At 64.7% G+C, this 16,891-nt stretch carries 12 protein-coding genes and 6 pseudogenes; 10 read left to right on the forward strand and 8 right to left on the reverse strand.

Going from position 1 to position 16,891, the window contains the following annotated elements:
* The 5 genes and pseudogenes from FOY91_RS11875 to FOY91_RS11895 all read left to right on the forward strand — a co-directional run.
* Positions 1-278 (forward strand): transposase (locus tag FOY91_RS11875; RefSeq protein ID WP_145151959.1); only part of this gene is annotated, 278 nt, incomplete at its 5' end.
* Positions 279-538: 260 nt separating this feature from the next.
* Positions 539-805: a hypothetical protein gene (locus FOY91_RS11880; RefSeq protein WP_145151962.1), complete on the forward strand. Its 267-nt coding sequence runs from the start codon at positions 539-541 to the stop codon at positions 803-805.
* Positions 806-1,066: 261 nt separating this feature from the next.
* Positions 1,067-1,273: pseudogene (locus FOY91_RS22835) on the forward strand (integrase core domain-containing protein); the annotation flags it as partial.
* A gap of 85 nt (positions 1,274-1,358) precedes the next feature.
* Positions 1,359-1,526 (forward strand): annotated as a pseudogene (locus FOY91_RS11890) (transposase); the annotation flags it as partial.
* A gap of 102 nt (positions 1,527-1,628) precedes the next feature.
* On the forward strand, positions 1,629-3,371 hold the full coding sequence (locus FOY91_RS11895) for a tetratricopeptide repeat-containing sulfotransferase family protein (RefSeq protein WP_145151965.1): 1,743 nt from the start codon (positions 1,629-1,631) through the stop codon (positions 3,369-3,371).
* A 26-nt stretch (positions 3,372-3,397) separates the two neighbouring features.
* Here the strand turns inward: FOY91_RS11895 and FOY91_RS22625 are convergent, their stop codons facing one another.
* The 3 genes and pseudogenes from FOY91_RS22625 to FOY91_RS11910 all read right to left on the reverse strand — a co-directional run.
* The gene (locus tag FOY91_RS22625; protein ID WP_203234555.1) at positions 3,398-5,350 is read right to left on the reverse strand and encodes a M10 family metallopeptidase; all 1,953 of its coding nucleotides are present in this window, start codon (positions 5,348-5,350) and stop codon (positions 3,398-3,400) included.
* A gap of 14 nt (positions 5,351-5,364) precedes the next feature.
* Positions 5,365-5,874, reverse strand: a complete 510-nt coding sequence (locus tag FOY91_RS11905) for a hypothetical protein (protein ID WP_145151968.1) — start codon at positions 5,872-5,874, stop codon at positions 5,365-5,367.
* A 166-nt stretch (positions 5,875-6,040) separates the two neighbouring features.
* Positions 6,041-6,163 (reverse strand): annotated as a pseudogene (locus tag FOY91_RS11910) (S-adenosylmethionine:tRNA ribosyltransferase-isomerase); the annotation flags it as partial.
* A gap of 250 nt (positions 6,164-6,413) precedes the next feature.
* On the opposite strand from FOY91_RS11910, the pseudogene FOY91_RS11915 reads away from it, so the two are divergent.
* Positions 6,414-7,052 (forward strand): annotated as a pseudogene (locus tag FOY91_RS11915) (transposase); the annotation flags it as partial.
* Positions 7,053-7,107: 55 nt separating this feature from the next.
* Here FOY91_RS11915 and FOY91_RS11920 read toward each other — a convergent pair.
* Positions 7,108-7,563 (reverse strand): annotated as a pseudogene (locus tag FOY91_RS11920) (transposase); the annotation flags it as partial.
* 127 nt (positions 7,564-7,690) lie between these two features.
* Between FOY91_RS11920 and FOY91_RS11925 the strand changes: the two are divergent.
* Positions 7,691-8,269, forward strand: a pseudogene (locus tag FOY91_RS11925) (IS630 family transposase); the annotation flags it as partial.
* A gap of 60 nt (positions 8,270-8,329) precedes the next feature.
* Here the strand turns inward: FOY91_RS11925 and FOY91_RS11930 are convergent.
* A complete protein-coding gene (locus FOY91_RS11930) occupies positions 8,330-9,463 on the reverse strand; it encodes a hypothetical protein (RefSeq protein WP_145151971.1) in 1,134 nt (377 codons plus the stop codon).
* A 489-nt stretch (positions 9,464-9,952) separates the two neighbouring features.
* On the opposite strand from FOY91_RS11930, the gene FOY91_RS11935 reads away from it, so the two are divergent.
* The 3 genes from FOY91_RS11935 (at position 9,953) to FOY91_RS11945 (ending at position 13,840) form a co-directional block, all read left to right on the forward strand.
* Positions 9,953-11,254 carry a UDP-glucose dehydrogenase family protein gene (locus tag FOY91_RS11935; protein ID WP_145151974.1) on the forward strand — a complete coding sequence of 434 codons (1,302 nt, stop codon included), beginning with the start codon at positions 9,953-9,955 and terminating at the stop codon, positions 11,252-11,254.
* The gene (locus FOY91_RS11940) at positions 11,251-12,231 is read left to right on the forward strand and encodes an NAD-dependent epimerase/dehydratase family protein (protein ID WP_145151977.1); all 981 of its coding nucleotides are present in this window, start codon (positions 11,251-11,253) and stop codon (positions 12,229-12,231) included. The genes FOY91_RS11935 and FOY91_RS11940 overlap by 4 nt, the downstream gene beginning before the upstream one ends.
* Before the next feature lie 367 nt (positions 12,232-12,598).
* On the forward strand, positions 12,599-13,840 hold the full coding sequence (locus FOY91_RS11945) for a glycosyltransferase (RefSeq protein ID WP_145151980.1): 1,242 nt from the start codon (positions 12,599-12,601) through the stop codon (positions 13,838-13,840).
* Here the strand turns inward: FOY91_RS11945 and FOY91_RS11950 are convergent.
* Genes FOY91_RS11950 through FOY91_RS11960 form a run of 3 tightly spaced genes read right to left on the reverse strand, consistent with a single transcriptional unit; the run spans position 13,804 to position 16,860 of the window.
* Positions 13,804-14,781, reverse strand: coding sequence for a glycosyltransferase family A protein (locus FOY91_RS11950; protein WP_162527215.1), 978 nt, complete (start codon positions 14,779-14,781; stop codon positions 13,804-13,806). The genes FOY91_RS11945 and FOY91_RS11950 overlap by 37 nt on opposite strands.
* A gap of 13 nt (positions 14,782-14,794) precedes the next feature.
* Positions 14,795-15,925: a glycosyltransferase family 4 protein gene (locus FOY91_RS11955; RefSeq protein WP_162527216.1), complete on the reverse strand. Its 1,131-nt coding sequence runs from the start codon at positions 15,923-15,925 to the stop codon at positions 14,795-14,797.
* Complete coding sequence (locus FOY91_RS11960) at positions 15,922-16,860, reverse strand: NAD-dependent epimerase/dehydratase family protein (protein ID WP_145151989.1); 939 nt, start codon at positions 16,858-16,860, stop codon at positions 15,922-15,924. Before FOY91_RS11960 ends, FOY91_RS11955 begins: the two co-directional genes overlap by 4 nt.
* Positions 16,861-16,891 lie beyond the last annotated feature (31 nt).

Raw genomic sequence — 16,891 nt, forward strand, 5'->3', positions numbered from 1 at the left:
TGCCCGAGCGGTGCATCGTCCACGCCGACCGTGCCTACGACACCAATCGCGTCCGCGACCTGATCGAGAGTCAGGGTGCGGTCCCCAACATCCCGCCAAAACGCACGCGCGTGTGGAAGAGCTGCTTGAGCAAAACCCTTTACAAAGGCCGCAACGCCATCGAGCGCATCTTCTGCCGCCTGAAAGACTGCAGGCGGCTCGCAACCCGCTACGACCGGAACGCCACCAACTTTCTCGGCGCCATCCATCTTGCCGCCGCCATCATGTGGTGGTTGTGAGTCCTAGCCCTAGGACGCTGAAGTCCTCCTCGGCAACCGCCATCTGCGCGGCGCGATTCACGACGCAGACGAGGTCGGGATGTACGCCGGCGAGGCGCGCGATAGATCGCGCACCCAGAGTGATGCTCATGATCAGGACCTTTCGAGAGGAGCGCCCCCACTGGGCGCAAGGCGGGTCAGAGATTATGGGTCGGCGGGCATGCCGAGGCCGGTCATGGACCGCTGCCCGCGGCGGCATCGTCGCAGCAGGGGAATTGGAGATGTGGTGGCTGCTCGGAACAGGATTCCTGATCCTCGCCTTCGCCGGGCTGGGCTACTTTGTGATGGTCCGTGCCGTCGTCGGCGAGATGAGCGCGGAGCAGGAAGCGGAAGCCCCACCCATGCGTCCGCAGACGCTTGGCTATCGTTTCCTGTTAAGGTGGGACCAGACGCGGAAGTTGACCGACAAGTCGGCAGGCGATGCCGCACGTCGAGCTGCAGCGCGTCGAAAGGCCCGACGGTCTCTTCGTCGTCGGGAGTGGTGGTGACGATATAAGCCGCTGGCGAACGCTCCGCCACGTGATGGTTCAGACGACCTCCACTTGAGGATACATCAGCGCTGGCCGGACCCATTCCGGGACGCCGTGGCGGGCGCGCAGCTCGGCTGCGAAGGCGGCGTCGATCCCGGCGGCCACCTCATCGATCACGCGGACGACGCCAAGCACGCCGGCGGCCAGCGCGTCGATCGGCGCGTCGGCGTCAGCCACGTGGTGCCACTGCACGGATCTCGCGAATCAGTCCGGGTAGGGTTCTTCACCGTCCGCCAGGCGCGCTCGATCCTCGCGCGCTGGGTCGACGACTATAACACCGAGCGACCGCACTCCTCGCTCGGCTACGCCACACCGGCGGCGTTCGCCGCCGAACTCGAAAAGCAACAGGCGGGCTTAAACCCGCCCGTTGCTTCGCCCGCGCACCTGCGCGACAACAACGATCGGTCTATGGTTGCCGTTGGATGAAAGACGGGGGTCTCGTCAGGCACGTCAACGTGGCCTAACAATCAAACCGGACCACTCGGTAGGGGCCGCTAACGCCGACCAGACCGGCTTCGTCGTCCATCCACGCCGTTGGGTAGTCGAGCGCACCTTCGGCTGGCTCGGCCGCAACCGCCGACTCGCCAAGGACTTCGAGGCGACGATCGCCTCGGCGGCGGCTTTCCTTTACGCTGCATCCGCCATGCTTCGTACCCGGCGGTTGGCATGCTCAGAATGAGTTCCGACACAGACTCTAAGGAGTGACAGAGCGGCTGCCGGAGACTCGATATCGTCGCGATCATCGCCTATCCTCATCCTAAGATTGCGGAGATCACAAGCGTTGCCGACGGACTTGCCTGACTGGGACGCAGTTGCGGCGCTTGAAGCGGCAGAGGCTGCGCTGACCGCTGATCCGTCGCACTTGCAAGCCCTGCAGGTCTCCGCTGCCGCCTTGCGCCGGCTTGACAAGCACGAGGCTGCCGAACGTTCCGAAGCAGCGCTGATCGCACGAATGCGCGAATTCCCCACTGTGGCTGCGGCCGCTGAAGCGCTGGCTGGGGGGCGGGCGGCGGAAGCGCAACAAGTACTGGCACACCACCTTCGAGAGCATTCCAACGATCCGGTAGCGATGGGAATGCTCGCGGAGGTCGCGTTGCGCACCGGCCGAGCGGCGAATGCGGAGGCGCTGCTGCGCCGCGCGCTGACCTGTACGCCAAGCTATGTCACACTGCGCAAGATGCTCGTGCGCCTGCTGCGCCACCAGAACCGCTGGGACGAGGCAATCGCATTGGTGGACGATGGCCTACCGTCGGCAACCGCCGCCGCCGAGCTCCTGCACCTGAAGTCGACGCTGCTTGGCCGCATCGGCCGGAACGAGGAGGCGTTGGGGGCAAGCGCAGCGGGCCTTGCGATCGCACCGACAAACGCGGTCGCGTGGCTCAGCCACACGCGCTTGCTGGCGCAGGTCGGGCGACGAGCGGAAGCTTGCGAGGCGGTACGCCGGGCGATTGCCGCCAACCCGGAGTTCGGTCCCGCGTGGTGGACTCTGGCCGACCTAGATCCCGCAGCCGTGACCGAAGCGGACATCGCCGCGATGACCACTGTCGCCGCTCGATCGACAGCGGACGACCGCTTCCGCATACCGATTCATTTCGCACTCGGTCGAGCATGGGAGGAACGGAGCGACGGTGCAAGATCCTTCGCCTGCTATGCTGAAGGCCATCGGCTCCGCCGGCGTCGCGTGCAGCACGATGCGCAGGCCTTCTCTCGCTCGATCGAGCGGGGTGCAGAATCGTTCGATGTCTCCTTTTTCCGCGATCGCGCCGGGCATGGAGCGCGTAGCACCACACCGATCTTCATCGTCGGCATGCACCGGGCGGGCTCGACCCTTGTCGAACAAATCCTCGCAAGTCACCCTGACGTGGAAGGGCTCGCGGAGCTGCCGCACCTGGCGCAGATCGCGCATCGTCTTGGCGCACGGGAGATGGAACACCTAGTAACGCCCGAGTTGATCGCGAAGCTGGACGCCAAGCAGGCATCGGCGATTGGCGAGGCTTATCTAGCAGAGGTTCGCCCTTACCGGCACAGCGACCGGCCACGTTTCACCGACAAGATGCCGGGCAACTGGCGCCACATCGCGTTGATCCATCTGATCTTTCCTCATGCGAAGATTATCGACGTGCGGCGCGATCCACTCGATTGCTGCGTCTCGAACTTCTGCCGTTACTTTGCGCAAGGTCAAGGTCACGCCGACGATCTAGGCGATCTCGGCCGGTATTATCGTGATTATGCGGAATTTATGGATCGGCTCGATGTCGCGCTGCCGGGACGAGTCCACCGTGTTACGTACGAACAACTTGTCGATAATCTCGAGCCCGAGGTTCGGCGCCTGCTTGATGTCTGCGACCTATCGTTCGATCCTTGCTGCCTACGCTTTTTCGAAACAAAGCGGCCCGTGCGGACGCCGAGCGCGCAGCAGGTACGCCGACCGATCAACCGCGACGGGATCGGCCGTGCGCAACTTTTTGCGCCATGGCTTGCGCCGTTGCAAGCAGCGCTTGCCCCGTTTGCAACCGACGTATAAGATCAGTGACCGCTTGAGCCTCAGTTTTATGCTAACATAAGGTCACCTATGCCCGCCGCAGACCCTTCAAGGCTATAGACGTAATAGTCGGTGCCGGACTTACTCACTAGTCCATCGAACTCGAGCTTTGGCTTACTGTTAAACTCGATTGTCCCCTCTCCTTCGCCAAGTTGCAGCACGCCGTCCGCCCCCAACGTGATGATGTTGTCCCCGTTGCCGTCTATTAGCTTGATAGTTGTAACGAGGATGTCGCGCTTGCCGAAGCTCGATACCGAGTCATCACCGGTTGGCGCCGCTCCCGCTGTGTCGAAGAACAACACCGTCTTGGTAGTTCCGCCGCTCCCGCTACCCGTTAAGACGTCATCCGCGACGCTACCTTCTCTGACCGTATGCCCGCCCCCGGCGATGGGGCGGACCCGCGCGTCGGCATAAAAATACTCGCCGTCGACCACGCCTAAGTAGCGAAGGCCGCTCGACGGCGAGATCCCATAAAGATTAACGCGGTCGTTATCGCTCCCGTCAAGCCGGAGTGCGGCATTTCGGGTCCAGGTAATGATACCGTCGCCGTTGCCGTCACCGATCGCCTTTTGAGTAACGAGGGTGTCCGTGCGGCCAAAGTCGGTGATCCGATCGACACCGGTCTGTCCCAGCGTCTTGAACATGAACGTATCCGCGCCGGCCTTGCCGGTGAGTACGTTGTTCACCTGATTGCCGATGATGCGATCGTCGCCTCCGCCGCCGACAGCGTTCTCAATTATCGCACCGTAAGCGATCGAGATGTTGTCCTTGAAGAGCGGGCTCGTGATCCCAAACGTTTCCCTGATCTCCTCGTAGAAGGCAGCGACCTCCGCAGTTCGCGGTGCGAAGCCGAGCGCAGCCCGGTTGGCGTTTACCTGTTCCAGCGTCAGGAACGCCTCGACGCCCCCGCCGGAAGAGAAGGCGCCCTCGTTGAGATCGATAGTAGACGCCGTGTTCCAACCCGAAAAGTCGAGTGTATCTTCACCGCCAGCATCCCAAATCGCTACAATCGGCCGGGTGTTCTTCGAGAAGTCATAAGCCGCCCGGTCCGCTGTGGAATTGAAGCCATAGACGGTGTCGCCCGTCCGCGTCGTCGCGTCTGCACCGTAGATTTCTTGGATCGCTGCGATATCGTGGACCAGAGGCGTGGCTGCGTAGGCAAAGTTCAAAAGCGACCAATCGATGTGCTGGGCACCCGTCTCATACGCGTCGAAATAGCTCATCACGCTATACTGAAGCGAATCCTGCGCAAAGAAGGCGTCATTTTCGTAGGTAATCGGATCGGGATTGCCGTCGCCATCGTCGTCGTCGAGCGCGTCGTAGTCGCCGGGATGACTGAGCCCGAGCGCATGACCAGTTTCGTGGATCATCGTCAGGACAGAATAGTAGCTATCCTTTAGCGGAGCAAAGTTCGACGAGACGAAGCCGTCGATCCAAACGTCTCCACTGATCCGGCCGAGCTCGTCGAAGCCGAACTCCTCTTCATAGTAGCTGTCGTAAATATCTCCAAACGGCAGGTAGGCATAGGCCTGTGCGCCGCCGGTGTCGGTGTTGCCGTAGGTAATGTCGGCGTTGAACGACTTAGTTTCTTGAAAGGAGATCCCGACGAGATCGTCCCAGAGTGCGATCGCGCCGCGCGCTACGGCTTTCTGCCCGGCAGTAAACGGACTGAAGGTTTCCGGGTCGGCTTCCGCGAACGCGTCGGTGCCCGTCGCGTTGACGTAATAGCTGTTGGCGATCTCCTCCTGGTTCAGCCAAAAGCCAAAGTTAAGAACGCCGTCCTTGAGCTCACCATAATTGTTCGTGTACCAATCGAAGCCCGTGCGGTTCAGATTGTCCGCGATCGCCTCAAGCGTCCAGATCGGCTTATCAGCGTAGCTTCCCCCCGCCAACGGATCTAGGGACATCGCTTCCGGCGCCGGGTTGCCGGAATGCATGCGGTCGTATTCGGTCAAGGGCATGAGTGTTCTCCAAATTAGAAGCTGCTTGACCTCTCCGCGATTTTCTTAGCGCTTGGTCTGCTTGCGTCACGGCGCCAAGGCAGAGCGCGTGCGAGCGCCTCGATGACGACAGTGCGCACGGATTCACTCGACGCTGGCTCAGCGAGCGCCACAGCAGGCAACGTGCGTGTTCCCTCCGAGTCGTCGATGCTAGCGGCGCGGCGCACGCTTAACTGAAGATGCTGCAAGCCATCCTGTCGAAAGAGCCGAACATCGACCAGCAGACTTCGCGGCGAATGTCCGGCCGGTGAGTCATCGTTGAATCGGTCGACTGGGTACGGTGACAGATGATGCATTTCGTCCAGGATGGCGTCGCACAACCCCGCCAAAGCAACTTCATCCGCCGAGGCGGCGGGACACCGAACCAGCACGTGATCCAGATTACTCCAAAGCCGCGAGGGCATACCTTTCGCCGCGGCCGTCCCGATAATCACGCCTGCGACCAGAAGCAGAGCGCTCGCAATCTCCAATGCCTTGTCATGCACCGCTACTCTCACACCCAGACTGCAGAAAGTCTCTGGCAACAGCTGCAACGTGTCAAGAGCCCGCTGAAACGATTAATCGGGGTTTACGACCCTTCCTCTGGGAAGACGGGGAGCTTGTTGTAACAAAGCTTTTGAAAGGGCGTCCCACCACGACCTATCAGAAGCATCATCCGGGAAGGAGCAGCCTTGCATCCCCACAGGAGTAGAAACGGTATTCATTCTTGATGGCATAAGCATAAGCCGCTTTCATCCGGTCAAGCCCCATCAGCGCCGAGACCAGCATGAACAGTGCTTTTCCTTATGAAAACGCCCCACTCAGAACCCATACCTGCTGATTCCGAGGGAAGCCGCCCGTGCATTCCGAAATGATGCCGGCCCCTGATCTGAAATGATGTCGCCCCTTGGGGCGGTGTCGGTTGGGGTCCGCTGGCGGGGTTAGGTTCGCTCTTTTGGGCTGTCCGAGTGAGCAGCTGATGCCGGCGGAAAGGATGAGCATGCGGCGTGTCCGAGAGATGTTGAGATACCGAGCCTAGCAAGGTTTGGGGTACAAGGCGATATCGCTGCGCGTCGGCGCGGTGCCATCGACGGTGCGCGAGACGCCGAAGCGGGCGGCGGCGGCCGGTCTGGTGTGGCCGCTCGGAGACGATGTCAGCGACGCGGCGCTGGAGGCCGCGCTCTACCGCGAGTCCGGCAACAAGACCGGCTACGGACGATGCCCGGAACCCAACTGGGGCCGGCTCCACCGCGAGACGCAGCGCAAGCATGTGACGCTGCAGATCCTGTGGGACGAGTATATCGCGGCGCACCCGGAGGGCTATCGTTACAGCCGTTTCTGCGACCTTTATCGCGGCTGGGCGATGAAGCTGCCGGTCACGATGCGGCAGAACCATACCCCGGGCGACAAGCTGTTCATCGATAATGCCGGCGACAAGATTACGGTGGTGGTTGATCGGCTGACCGGTGAAATCCGCAACGCGCACATCTTCGCGGCCGTGCTCGCCGCCTCCAGCCTGTCCTACGCGGAGGCGACTTGGACCGAAACGCTGCCGGACTGGATCGGCGCGAATGTGCGGGCGGTGGAGGCCTTCGGCGGCGCACCTGCGCTGTTTGTGCCGGACAATGCGAAGGTCGCGGTCATCAAGGCGTGCCTGTACGATCCACAGGCGAACCGCAGCTATCCGAGACGTTCGACCTGCCCCTGATCGGACCCGAGACGCGAATAGCCAGGGTCGGGAAGGCGTTCACGCGCTCGTCGATGTCCTTGCACAGCTTCGAGACGCTCGACTTCGAAATGCCCGACATCCCCATCACCTGCACCAGATCGTCGACACGGCGGGTGCTGACACCGGCGATCCGGGCTTCCTGGATGACGCTGACCAGCGCCTTCTCCACCGTCTTGCGGGGCTCCAGGAAGCCGAGGAAGTACGCGCCGGTGCGCAGCTTGGGGATCTTCAGGTCGAGCGTGCCCAGTCGGGTGTCGAGCGCCCGGTCGGGTGTCGAGCGCCCGGTCGCGATAGCCGTTGCGCCACGTGCTGCGCTCGCCTGATCGCTCGTGGCGGACGGCACCGATCAGGCCATCGACATCGGCCTCCATGATGTCTGCAGCACGCTCTCGGCGACGCTGCGCAGGAAATCGCCGTCTCCGGTCTTCGCCATCAACTCGGCAAGCGGTAGTCTGTCGTCGGTCATCGGAAATTCCTCGGGTCAGGTTGAAGTCTGGAAACTCCACCATATCCGATGAGCCCGGTGGCCACCGTGACGCCGATGCACCGTCATCTACACCGGGAAATTACACCACGACCGCGGACGCTAACCACAGATTCAGGCGCTCGACCTCGAGCAGCCGGTCCTGCCGATGATGCCCGGCATGCCAGAGCGCCGCACCCACAGCTATGTCCGCCACGGCACGACATCGCTGTTTGCGGCGCTCGACATCCTGTCCCGAGCGAACTCGAAGGGGCCTTCGGCTTCGTGATCGGCAAATGCTACAAGCGCCACCGGGCCGCCGAGTTTCTTGACTTCCTCAAGCAGATCGACGCGCAGGTGCCGCCCGACCTCGACGTCCACATCGTCATGGACAATTACGCGACCGATAAAAACCGCCCTCGTCCGGGCATGGCTCGCCCGCCGGCCACACTACCACGTCCATTCCACCCGACGTCCGCATCGTGGATCAACCAGGTCGAGCGCTGGTTTGCCGAACTCACCCACAAGCAGCCTCAGGCGTGGCGTCCATACCTCCACCCGCCAGCTCGAGAAGGACATTCGCTTTTTTATCGAACGGCACAACGAGAACCACAAGCCATACCGTTCGACGAAGTCGGCCGACGAGATCCTCGCCTCGGTAAAGCGCTTCTACCAAAGCGCAAAGCGTACCTTATGCGGCGAACTTTAGATTCAGATGAGTAGAATTTAAAGCGACAAGTCACCGACTCGCATGCACCACCTGACCCCTTCAGAGCACGCAGCCCGGCCCCAGTGCTAGCACGGCCTTGCCGACGAGCATCTTTGTCCCCGCAGGCACCGTCAGCTCGCACGCGCCCACGGTGATGTCCGCCGGCGTCTCCGCATTCTCGATCTGGAAAATCGGCGCGGTTGTAGTGCTACGCGCGATCAGCCGTTCGATGCGGATGCGGCGCGCACCCTGTACCTGAATGTGCGACGCCGCGCCGCTGCCCGGCTGGCCGGGGTTGATGCTGGTCAGTGTGCCGTGGCTCTGGTCAGCCCACAGCTTGTAGCTACGCCGGTTGCGCTCCGCGACGGTGTGGTCGAGCTGAAACGTCGGACTCTTGATGTCGAAGCCCGCATCCGAATTGTCCGCCGCATACGCAAGACGGATCACGCCGTCGCGGTAGCCGCGCTCCACCGAGAAGCCGTCGCCGTTGAGGAACCTGCAACCGACCGAGCGGATGCCGGTGACGCTTACCCGCTCGATCAGCCACGGGCCGCCGGTGTCGCCAGTCGCCTTGCCCGCCAGCGCGACCCCCTCGGGCACCTTCTTGCAGTTATCGTTCGGCCGGGTCGCGACGATCTTCACGTCACTGATCGTGCCCGACGACGCACCGCGAACTAGAATGCCGCCGGGGCCGTTGTCCAGCATCTGCACGCGTGCGATCGTCAGATTCGGTGCCTGATCGCCGAACTGGTAGGCGCGCAGCAGATACGTTGCCCCCGTGGTCGACACGTCGGAGACGACGAGGCCGGGCGCGATCCCGTCGACCCGCCCCAGCGTGCCCAGCCCCGACACCGCCAGCCCGCGCATGCCGTAGCCCGCCTTCATGATCTTAGTGGAGCGGAGAGAGGCCGCCTGCCGGGCAAGCTGCGGGGCGGCGGCCGTGATAGCCCCGGACGCCGGCGTGGCGGCCGCCTCGGCACATGCATCGGCAAGCCGCCCGCGCGGCCGGGAAATGCCATCCGCGTCGCACCGCCCCAGCGCAGCCGACATCGCCTTGCCGATAGCGGAGCCGGCAACGGCCGGGATCTTGCCATCCTGCCCGGCAGGCGAGATCCCGGGCGATTGGGCGGAGACGAGCGCCGAAACGGCGAGTGCCCATGCCAAGGGGAGAAAGGTGTTCATACTCCACCGCATGCTTTCTTCCTATGCGATAAACCGGATCCGATCCAGCCGACGCCGTTGTGACGACGTTCGGCGGACAAGGCCATGCCCACGCTCTCCGATTTCCCGGCCTCGCATCGCCATCCCGCAAGGCCGCTGCGGCCACGTCGAACCTGATCCCAAAAACCGGGGATTCTCCTTGAGGCGAAACGCGAACCGGCGACCGGCATGGCCATCCGGGGGCGAGACGCCGACATCCGCATCACCGGACGACGCACTATACATGGCGCGCGGATTGCGGATGGACGGCCCCGCCACCGGAAACAGGCGCATAGCACGCCGTGCAAACGCCCCCTCGCTTTTTCCGGTCGGCACCACCTTGGCATTGACCAACCCGACGGACGAAGGCATCTCAACCGAAATTTAGCGTGTTGCAGCGCAAAAGAACGATCGGATTCCGGTTGCCCGGCTATCTTCGTCGAGGGGTTTGCCGGTCCGGCCCTGCCAGGGAGTTTACGAACGATGCGCGTTGCTATGATAGGCTCGGGGTATGTGGGTCTCGTATCGGGAGCCTGCTTTGCCGATTTCGGCCACGAGGTGACCTGCGTTGACAAGGACGAGCGCAAGATCGCCGCCCTGCACGCGAACGTCATGCCCATCTACGAGCCGGGCCTCGACGGCCTGGTATCGCGCAACGTCTCGTCCGGGCGGCTGGCCTTCACCACCAGTCTGGCTGAGGGCGTGGCGGACAAGGACGCGGTGTTCATCGCCGTCGGCACCCCGTCGCGCCGCGGCGACGGCCATGCCGACCTAAGCTACGTCTATGCGGCGGCGAAGGAGATCGCAACCGCGCTGACCGGCTTCACTGTCATCGTCACCAAATCGACCGTGCCCGTTGGCACCGGCGACGAGGTGGAGCGGATCATCCGCGAGGCCAACCCGGATGCCGAGTTCGCCGTCGTCTCCAACCCCGAATTCCTGCGCGAGGGCGCCGCGATCGACGATTTCAAGCGGCCCGACCGTATCGTCGTGGGCGGCCACGATGCGCGCGGCATGGAGGTGATGCGCAACATCTACCGCCCGATCAGCCTGAACCGTGCGCCGATCGTCGAGATGTCGCGGCGCGGGGCCGAGCTAACGAAATACGCCGGCAACGCCTTCCTCGCCACCAAGATCACCTTCATCAACGAGATCGCCGACCTGTGCGAAAAGGTGGGCGCCGACGTGCAGGAGGTGGCGCGCGGCATCGGGCTGGACAACCGCATCGGATCGAAGTTCCTCCATGCAGGGCCGGGCTACGGCGGCTCTTGCTTCCCCAAGGATACGCTGGCGCTGCTAAAGACCAGCCAAGAGTACGATGCCCCCCAGCGCATCGTGGAAGCGGTCGTCGCGGTGAACGACAACCGCAAGCGCGCGATGGGCCGCAAGGTCATCCATGCGATGGGCGGCGAGGTGCGCGGCAAAACGGTGGCCGTGCTCGGCCTGACGTTCAAGCCGAACACCGACGACATGCGCGATTCCCCCGCCATCGCGGTGATCCAGACGTTGCAGGATGCGGGCGCGACCATCCAAGCGTTCGACCCGGAGGGCATAGAACAGGCGAAGCCGCTGCTCCAGAACGTGACCTACGCGACCGGCCCCTACGAGGCGATGGAAAATGCCGACGCGCTGGTGATCGTGACCGAGTGGGACGCGTTCCGCGCGCTGGATTTCGACCGGGTCCGGGGGCTGCTGTCCTCGCCGGTGCTGGTCGATCTGCGAAACATCTACAACCCGGCCGAGATGCAGGCGCTCGGCTTCGTTTATAGCGGCATCGGCAGGTGAGTCGTTCCGATCCGGTTCTGGTGACCGGCGCGGCCGGCTTCATCGGTCATGCGACGGCGCATCGCCTGCTCCGGCGCGGCGAGCGGGTGATCGGCATCGACAATTTGAACGATTATTACGATCCGGCACTAAAGGAAGCACGGCTGAAGACCTTCGACGGTCTCGACGGCTTCACCTTCCACCGCCTCGATATCGCCGATGCGCAGGGCGTCGCCCGCCTTATCCGTGAGAACGGGGTGGTCCGCGTCGTCCATCTCGCCGCGCAGGCGGGCGTGCGCTATTCGATCGAGAACCCGTTCGCATACGAACGCTCGAACCTTGCAGGGCACCTCGCGCTGCTGGAGGCCAGCCGGCACGCGCCAGGGTTCGAGCATATCGTCTATGCCTCGTCATCGTCCGTCTACGGCGACAAGCCGATGGGCGGCGAAGGCTTCACCGAGGAGGAGCCGGCGATCAGCCCGGTCTCGCTCTACGCAGCGACTAAACGCGCGTGCGAACTGATGAGCGAGGCCTATGCGAAACTCTATCGCTTCCCGCAGACCGGCCTGCGCTTCTTTACCGTGTACGGGCCGTGGGGCCGGCCCGACATGGCCTATTTCGGCTTCACGCAGAAGATGCTTGCCGGCGAACCGATCGAGGTGTTCGGCGAGGGCCGCATGGCGCGCGACTTCACATATATTGACGATATCGTCGACGGCGTCGTCGGCGCGCTCGACCACCCACCCGCGGCAGGCGATCACCGCGTGTTGAACATCGGCGACAGCCGGCCGGTCGGGCTGATGGCCATGATCGAGGCGCTGGAGGACGCGCTGGGGCGGAAGGCGGAAAAGATAATGAAGCCGATGCAACCCGGCGACGTGACCGCTACCTATGCGGACGTCACGAAACTGCGCGAGCTGACCGGCTACCACCCGCAGGTGATGCTCGAAGACGGGCTGAAGCGTTTCGCCGACTGGTATCGCGATTTCTACGGCTGAGCGATGATGCATCATCCGCCGGCAGCCGAAACAGGTCGCACCCGCTCCTTCGATACGGGTGCGACCGTTTCATAGCGGGAAGCACGGCAGATTGATCGTCGAGTAGACAGCCCCGCCGCCGCCCGATATGTACGGTGGATCGAGCGCGCGTTATAGAAACATTTACCATTGCCGAAGACTTTGGCGAGATGAAGAACATGACCAGCGTTGCCGACACATCGAGCATATTGCCATTACCGTTTCGCCTTGGCGCGATGACACGATGGGTGCATGACCGGCCGACGCGCTCGTCGTCGGCTTTGCTTTGAATATTCTGCCCCGTCCTGACGCCTTGGTACGGCAAGCTGCGAAGCCGCCGGCTCGCGATGTGGCCTCGCGTCATGCCGGGCGGGCGGTGTGCCCCGCTGCCGCGCCCGCAGGCCGGCCGCGCATCGTGTTCGTGATGAACTCGATTTTGACCGGTGGCGCGGAACGCGCGCTCGGCACCATGCTGCGGACGGCGAACGGGCGCCTGAACCAGTATGAGATCCATCTCGTGCTGCTGGACAGGGAGCCTGACCGACGGAAGATGCCGCAGGTCGACCAGCGCCACTGCCTCGATGCGGGCGGCAGCCTGTGGCGGAGCGCCGCACGGCTGGACCGGCTGCTCAAACGGTTGAAGCCCGATCTGGTCGTCAGCCTGCTGGTGCGCTCCAACTATGCCTGCGCGCTCGTCGGGCCGCGCCACGCGAAGGCGACCGTGCTGTGCGAGCGGATGCACCTCGGCTCCCATCTGGCGGGACGTTACCGGGGCATGAAGCTGGCGGCGCTGCGCCTGATGCCGCGGCTGTTCTACCGGCGGGCGACCCGGGTGCTGGGCGTATCGGAAGGCGTGCGCCGAGATCTGGTGGACCATTTCGGTGTGCCGGAAACGCTGACCGGCACCATTCCCAACGGCTATTATCTCGACGAGATCGTCGCGGCGGGTGCGCAGGCCCCGGCGATCCCGCTGCCGCCCGACTATATCGTGGCCGTCGGGCGTCTGGTCCGCGCAAAGGGTTTCTCGCTGCTGATCGAGGCCTATCACCGGGCCGATCCGCCCGTGCCCCTGCTGATCCTGGGCGAAGGGACCGAGCGGGCGGCGTTGCAGGCCGACATCGACCGGCGCGGGCTTGGCGCACGCATACGCCTGCTCGGCTTTCTGGAAGATCCGTTCACCATCGTGTCGCGCGCGCAGTTCCTCGTCTCGGCTTCGCATAATGAGGGGTTTCCCAATGCGATCGCCGAGGCGATGGTACTCGGACGGCCGGTGCTGGCCAGCGACTGCCCGTCCGGGCCTGCCGAGCTGCTCGGCGGTCGGTCCGGCGGGCCGGGCATCGTGATCGAGGCACCGAACGGCCTGATCGTCCCCGATCACGATGTCGACGCGCTGAGCGCGGGTCTGCGCCGGCTGACAGGCGACGCGGCACTGCGCGACAGGCTCGGCGCGGCGGCACGCAGACGGATGCAGGATTTCAGCGTGGGCAGCGTCACCAGCCGTTACTGGGATATCTTCGATCGGCTGATCGGCCTGTCGCCCGCCGACGCCTGCGATCAGCCGCCCCGGCCTGCCAAGCGGTCACGGCGCTGATGCCCCCTGCGACGGAGCGCGCGTAGCAGGGCCTTGGGCAGGTAGATCGAGGCGAGCAGAGTGGCGATCGCAGACGGCGGCGCGGGCCACAGAAGGTCGCGAACCCCGAAGGCCGGCCGCCCCTCGCCCGGCATCGTCCAGCGCGCGTAGAGCATGATTTCCTGATTGGCGAGCCGGCGAAGCCGCCGCCGCCCCCCCGGTGCGGCACCACGCGCCAGCGCACGGACAGTGACCACCAGACATGGCAGATGGCGCGTGCCGGTGCGGTCGGTCAGCTTGTCGGCCGCCTCGCGGCGGAAGTCGGCGGTGCTGCGCGGCAGGAAGGCGAGGCCGCCGCCGGCAACCGCGCGCAGCCACATATCCTTGTCCCCGCCCCGCGCCGCCCGGCCCGCCGGAAAACCGCCCGTCGCCAGCAGCAGATCACGCCGGATCGCGACCGCGCCCGTCCACATCGGACAGTGCCCCGCCGCCAGCCATCCGTCGAGGAAGCCGTCCAGATCCGTGAGAAAGGCTTGCGTGCCGGCGAACCGGCCTGCCGCCGTGTCCGGCTCGGTACGGTCGTGGAATCGGTGGGTGTAGCGGGTGGCGAGGCAGCCGGCGGCGGGAAACCGCGCCGCCAGCGAGGCAAGCGCGGCGAGATGATCGGGATGCCACAGATCGTCCCCGTCCAGAAAGGCGATCCATTGGGCGGACGCGGCGGCGGCGGCGGCGTTGCGCGCCGCATAGCCGCCCGCGCCGGGCACCGCGCGGCGCAGCAGCAGCAGGCGCGGATCGGCGCAGGCAGCGACGATCGCCGGGCCGTCGTCGGTCGAGGCATCGTCCACCACGACGATCTCGTCCGCCGGCAGCGTCTGTGCGAGAACGCTGGCCAGCGCCGCGCCGATCTCCGACCCCTTGTTATGGAGCGGGATCACGACCGCGAAGCGCGGCGGCGGCGTCACCTGCTCCGCCGGGTCAACGCCGCCCGGCGACCTTGCGGTAGAGCGCGTCCCAACGCTCGGCCACCTTGTCCCAGGTGAACTCCTCGCTGATCCGCTTGCGCGCCGCCACGCGCAGGCGATCCGCCCGCGCAGGATCGGCCATGATCTCGGCCAGGCGCGCACGCAGGTCGGCGGCGTCGAGCACCTTGAAGGACAGGCCGGCATCGCCCACCACGGCAAGATTGGGCGCGATGTCCGAACAGATCACGCATGCGCCGAACGCCATTCCGTCGAGCAGCGAGAGCGACATGCCCTCAACCTCGCTCGGCAGCACATAGGCGTAGCAATTGCCGTAGAGCTGCTCCAGCAACTCCTCGTCGACCTCGCCGAGGAAGGTCACGCTGGGGTCGCCCGCCGCCTGCTTCTTCAGCCCTTCGGCATAGTCCACCGAATGCCAGGCCGGGCCGGCGATGGCCAGTTTCATGCCGTGCCTGTCCGCCAGCCCCATCCACGCCTCGATCAGCGTGTGGACCTGCTTTTCGGGAACGAGGCGGGCGAGGAACAGCACGTATTTCCGCGCCTCAAGCCCCTTCTCGGGCAGCCGCGTCGGCGCGCGCTGCGTCCGCTCCTCCACACCGTTGGGGATATAGGTGACGTCCGTGCCGTACTTGTCGTCCAGCCACGTCTTCAGGTCGGGGCCGACCACCACCGTGTCGTGCGGAAACTTGATCGCCGCCCACTCGCCCAGTTGAAGGAACATGCGGCCGAAGACGTTCCACTTGCGCCGCTGCCAGTCCATGCCGTGAACCGTCACGACCACCTTCTTGCCGAACAGGCGCGGCAGGATGGCGAGCGGGGCGGAGCCGCTGCTGTGGTAATGGACGATGTCGTGCCTGCCGAACGCCTCGCGCAAGGTGGCGCCGAACGAGCGGCTGATCGTATCGAAATACTTCGTCTGCACGCCCTTGCCGTAGACCAGCTTCACGCCGCGCCATTCCGCCGGTTTCGCGCCCTCGCCCGCCGCGCAATAAACGGTGACGTCATAGCCCGTGGCGGCCAGCCGGGGCGCCACCGCCTCCACCACCCGCTCCACGCCGCCGCGGTGGCCGGGGATGCCCCGGCTGCCGACCTGCGCGACGCTGAGCCCCTTGCCGGACACGGTCACAGCAGCGCGTCCAGCATGCGCGGATCGTGCCACGTCTCGCGGATCGAGGCGTCGACGTCATGCTTCGGCGCCCAGCCGAACGTCGCCTTGAAGCGGCTGTTGTCGGCCAGCAGATGCGGCCGGTCGCTCTTGCGGACCTTTGCGGGGTCGGTCTCGATCGTTACCGTCTCGCCGATCACCGCGCCGATCTTGGCGACCATCTCGTCCACCGAATATTCGCTGTGGGTGCCGAGGTTGGCGGTGACGATCCGCTGGCCTTCCGGCAACGGCCGGGTGCCCGCGGCGATGAAGCCGGCGGCGGCATCGCCCACATAGATATAGTCGCGCTTGGGCGCGGTGTTGCCCAGCCGCAACGTGCGTGCGCCGTCGCGCAGCTGCTTGATGATCTCGGGCAGGATGTGCGGGTTGGTCTCGCCCGGGCCGACGACGTTGAACAGCCGGACGACCACCGCCTCGAACCCGCTCTTCTGCGAGTAATAGCGCACCAGATCCTCGCCGTGCAGCTTGGTGTAGCCGTACACGTCCATCGGCCCGATCGTGCCGTCCTCCACATGCGCCACGTCGCTCGGCGCATAGACGGCGGCGGTGGAGGCGAAGACGAAGCGGCAGTTGGCCGGGCAGGCGGCGAGGAGATTGATCGTCGCCTCGACGTTGATCGCCACGGCCTCGCCGGGCTTGGCCTCGCACTCGGGGATGAAATGGATCGCGGCGAGGTGGATGATCGCGTCGGGCGCGAAATCGGCGACGGCCTTCGCGGTCGCCTCGCGGTCGCGCAGGTCCAGATGCAGGCGGCGGAGGCCAGCCGCGGCGTCCTCCTCGAACCGCCACGGGCAATAGCGCAGCGCATCGATCGCCAGCACTTCATGCACGCCCGAGAGCTGGCGGACGGCCTCGATTCCAACGAAGCCGTTGGCTCCCGTCAATATAATCCGCATCGATGTTCCTTCGCTTCCAACAGGCCGGCGG

Source organism: Alterirhizorhabdus solaris (assembly GCF_007785815.1).
Taxonomy (GTDB): Bacteria; Pseudomonadota; Alphaproteobacteria; order Sphingomonadales; family Sphingomonadaceae; genus Alterirhizorhabdus; species Alterirhizorhabdus solaris.

What these genes read in the sequence shown, in the direction of transcription:
- FOY91_RS11880 (WP_145151962.1), top strand. Translation starts at nt 539, where the DNA reads ATGTGGTGGCTGCTCGGAACAGGATTCCTGATCCTCGCCTTCGCCGGG.
- FOY91_RS22625 (WP_203234555.1), bottom strand. Translation starts at nt 5,350, where the DNA reads ATGCCCTTGACCGAATACGACCGCATGCATTCCGGCAACCCGGCGCCG.
- FOY91_RS11930 (WP_145151971.1), bottom strand. Translation starts at nt 9,463, where the DNA reads ATGCGGTGGAGTATGAACACCTTTCTCCCCTTGGCATGGGCACTCGCC.
- FOY91_RS11935 (WP_145151974.1), top strand. Translation starts at nt 9,953, where the DNA reads ATGCGCGTTGCTATGATAGGCTCGGGGTATGTGGGTCTCGTATCGGGA.
- FOY91_RS11960 (WP_145151989.1), bottom strand. Translation starts at nt 16,860, where the DNA reads ATGCGGATTATATTGACGGGAGCCAACGGCTTCGTTGGAATCGAGGCC.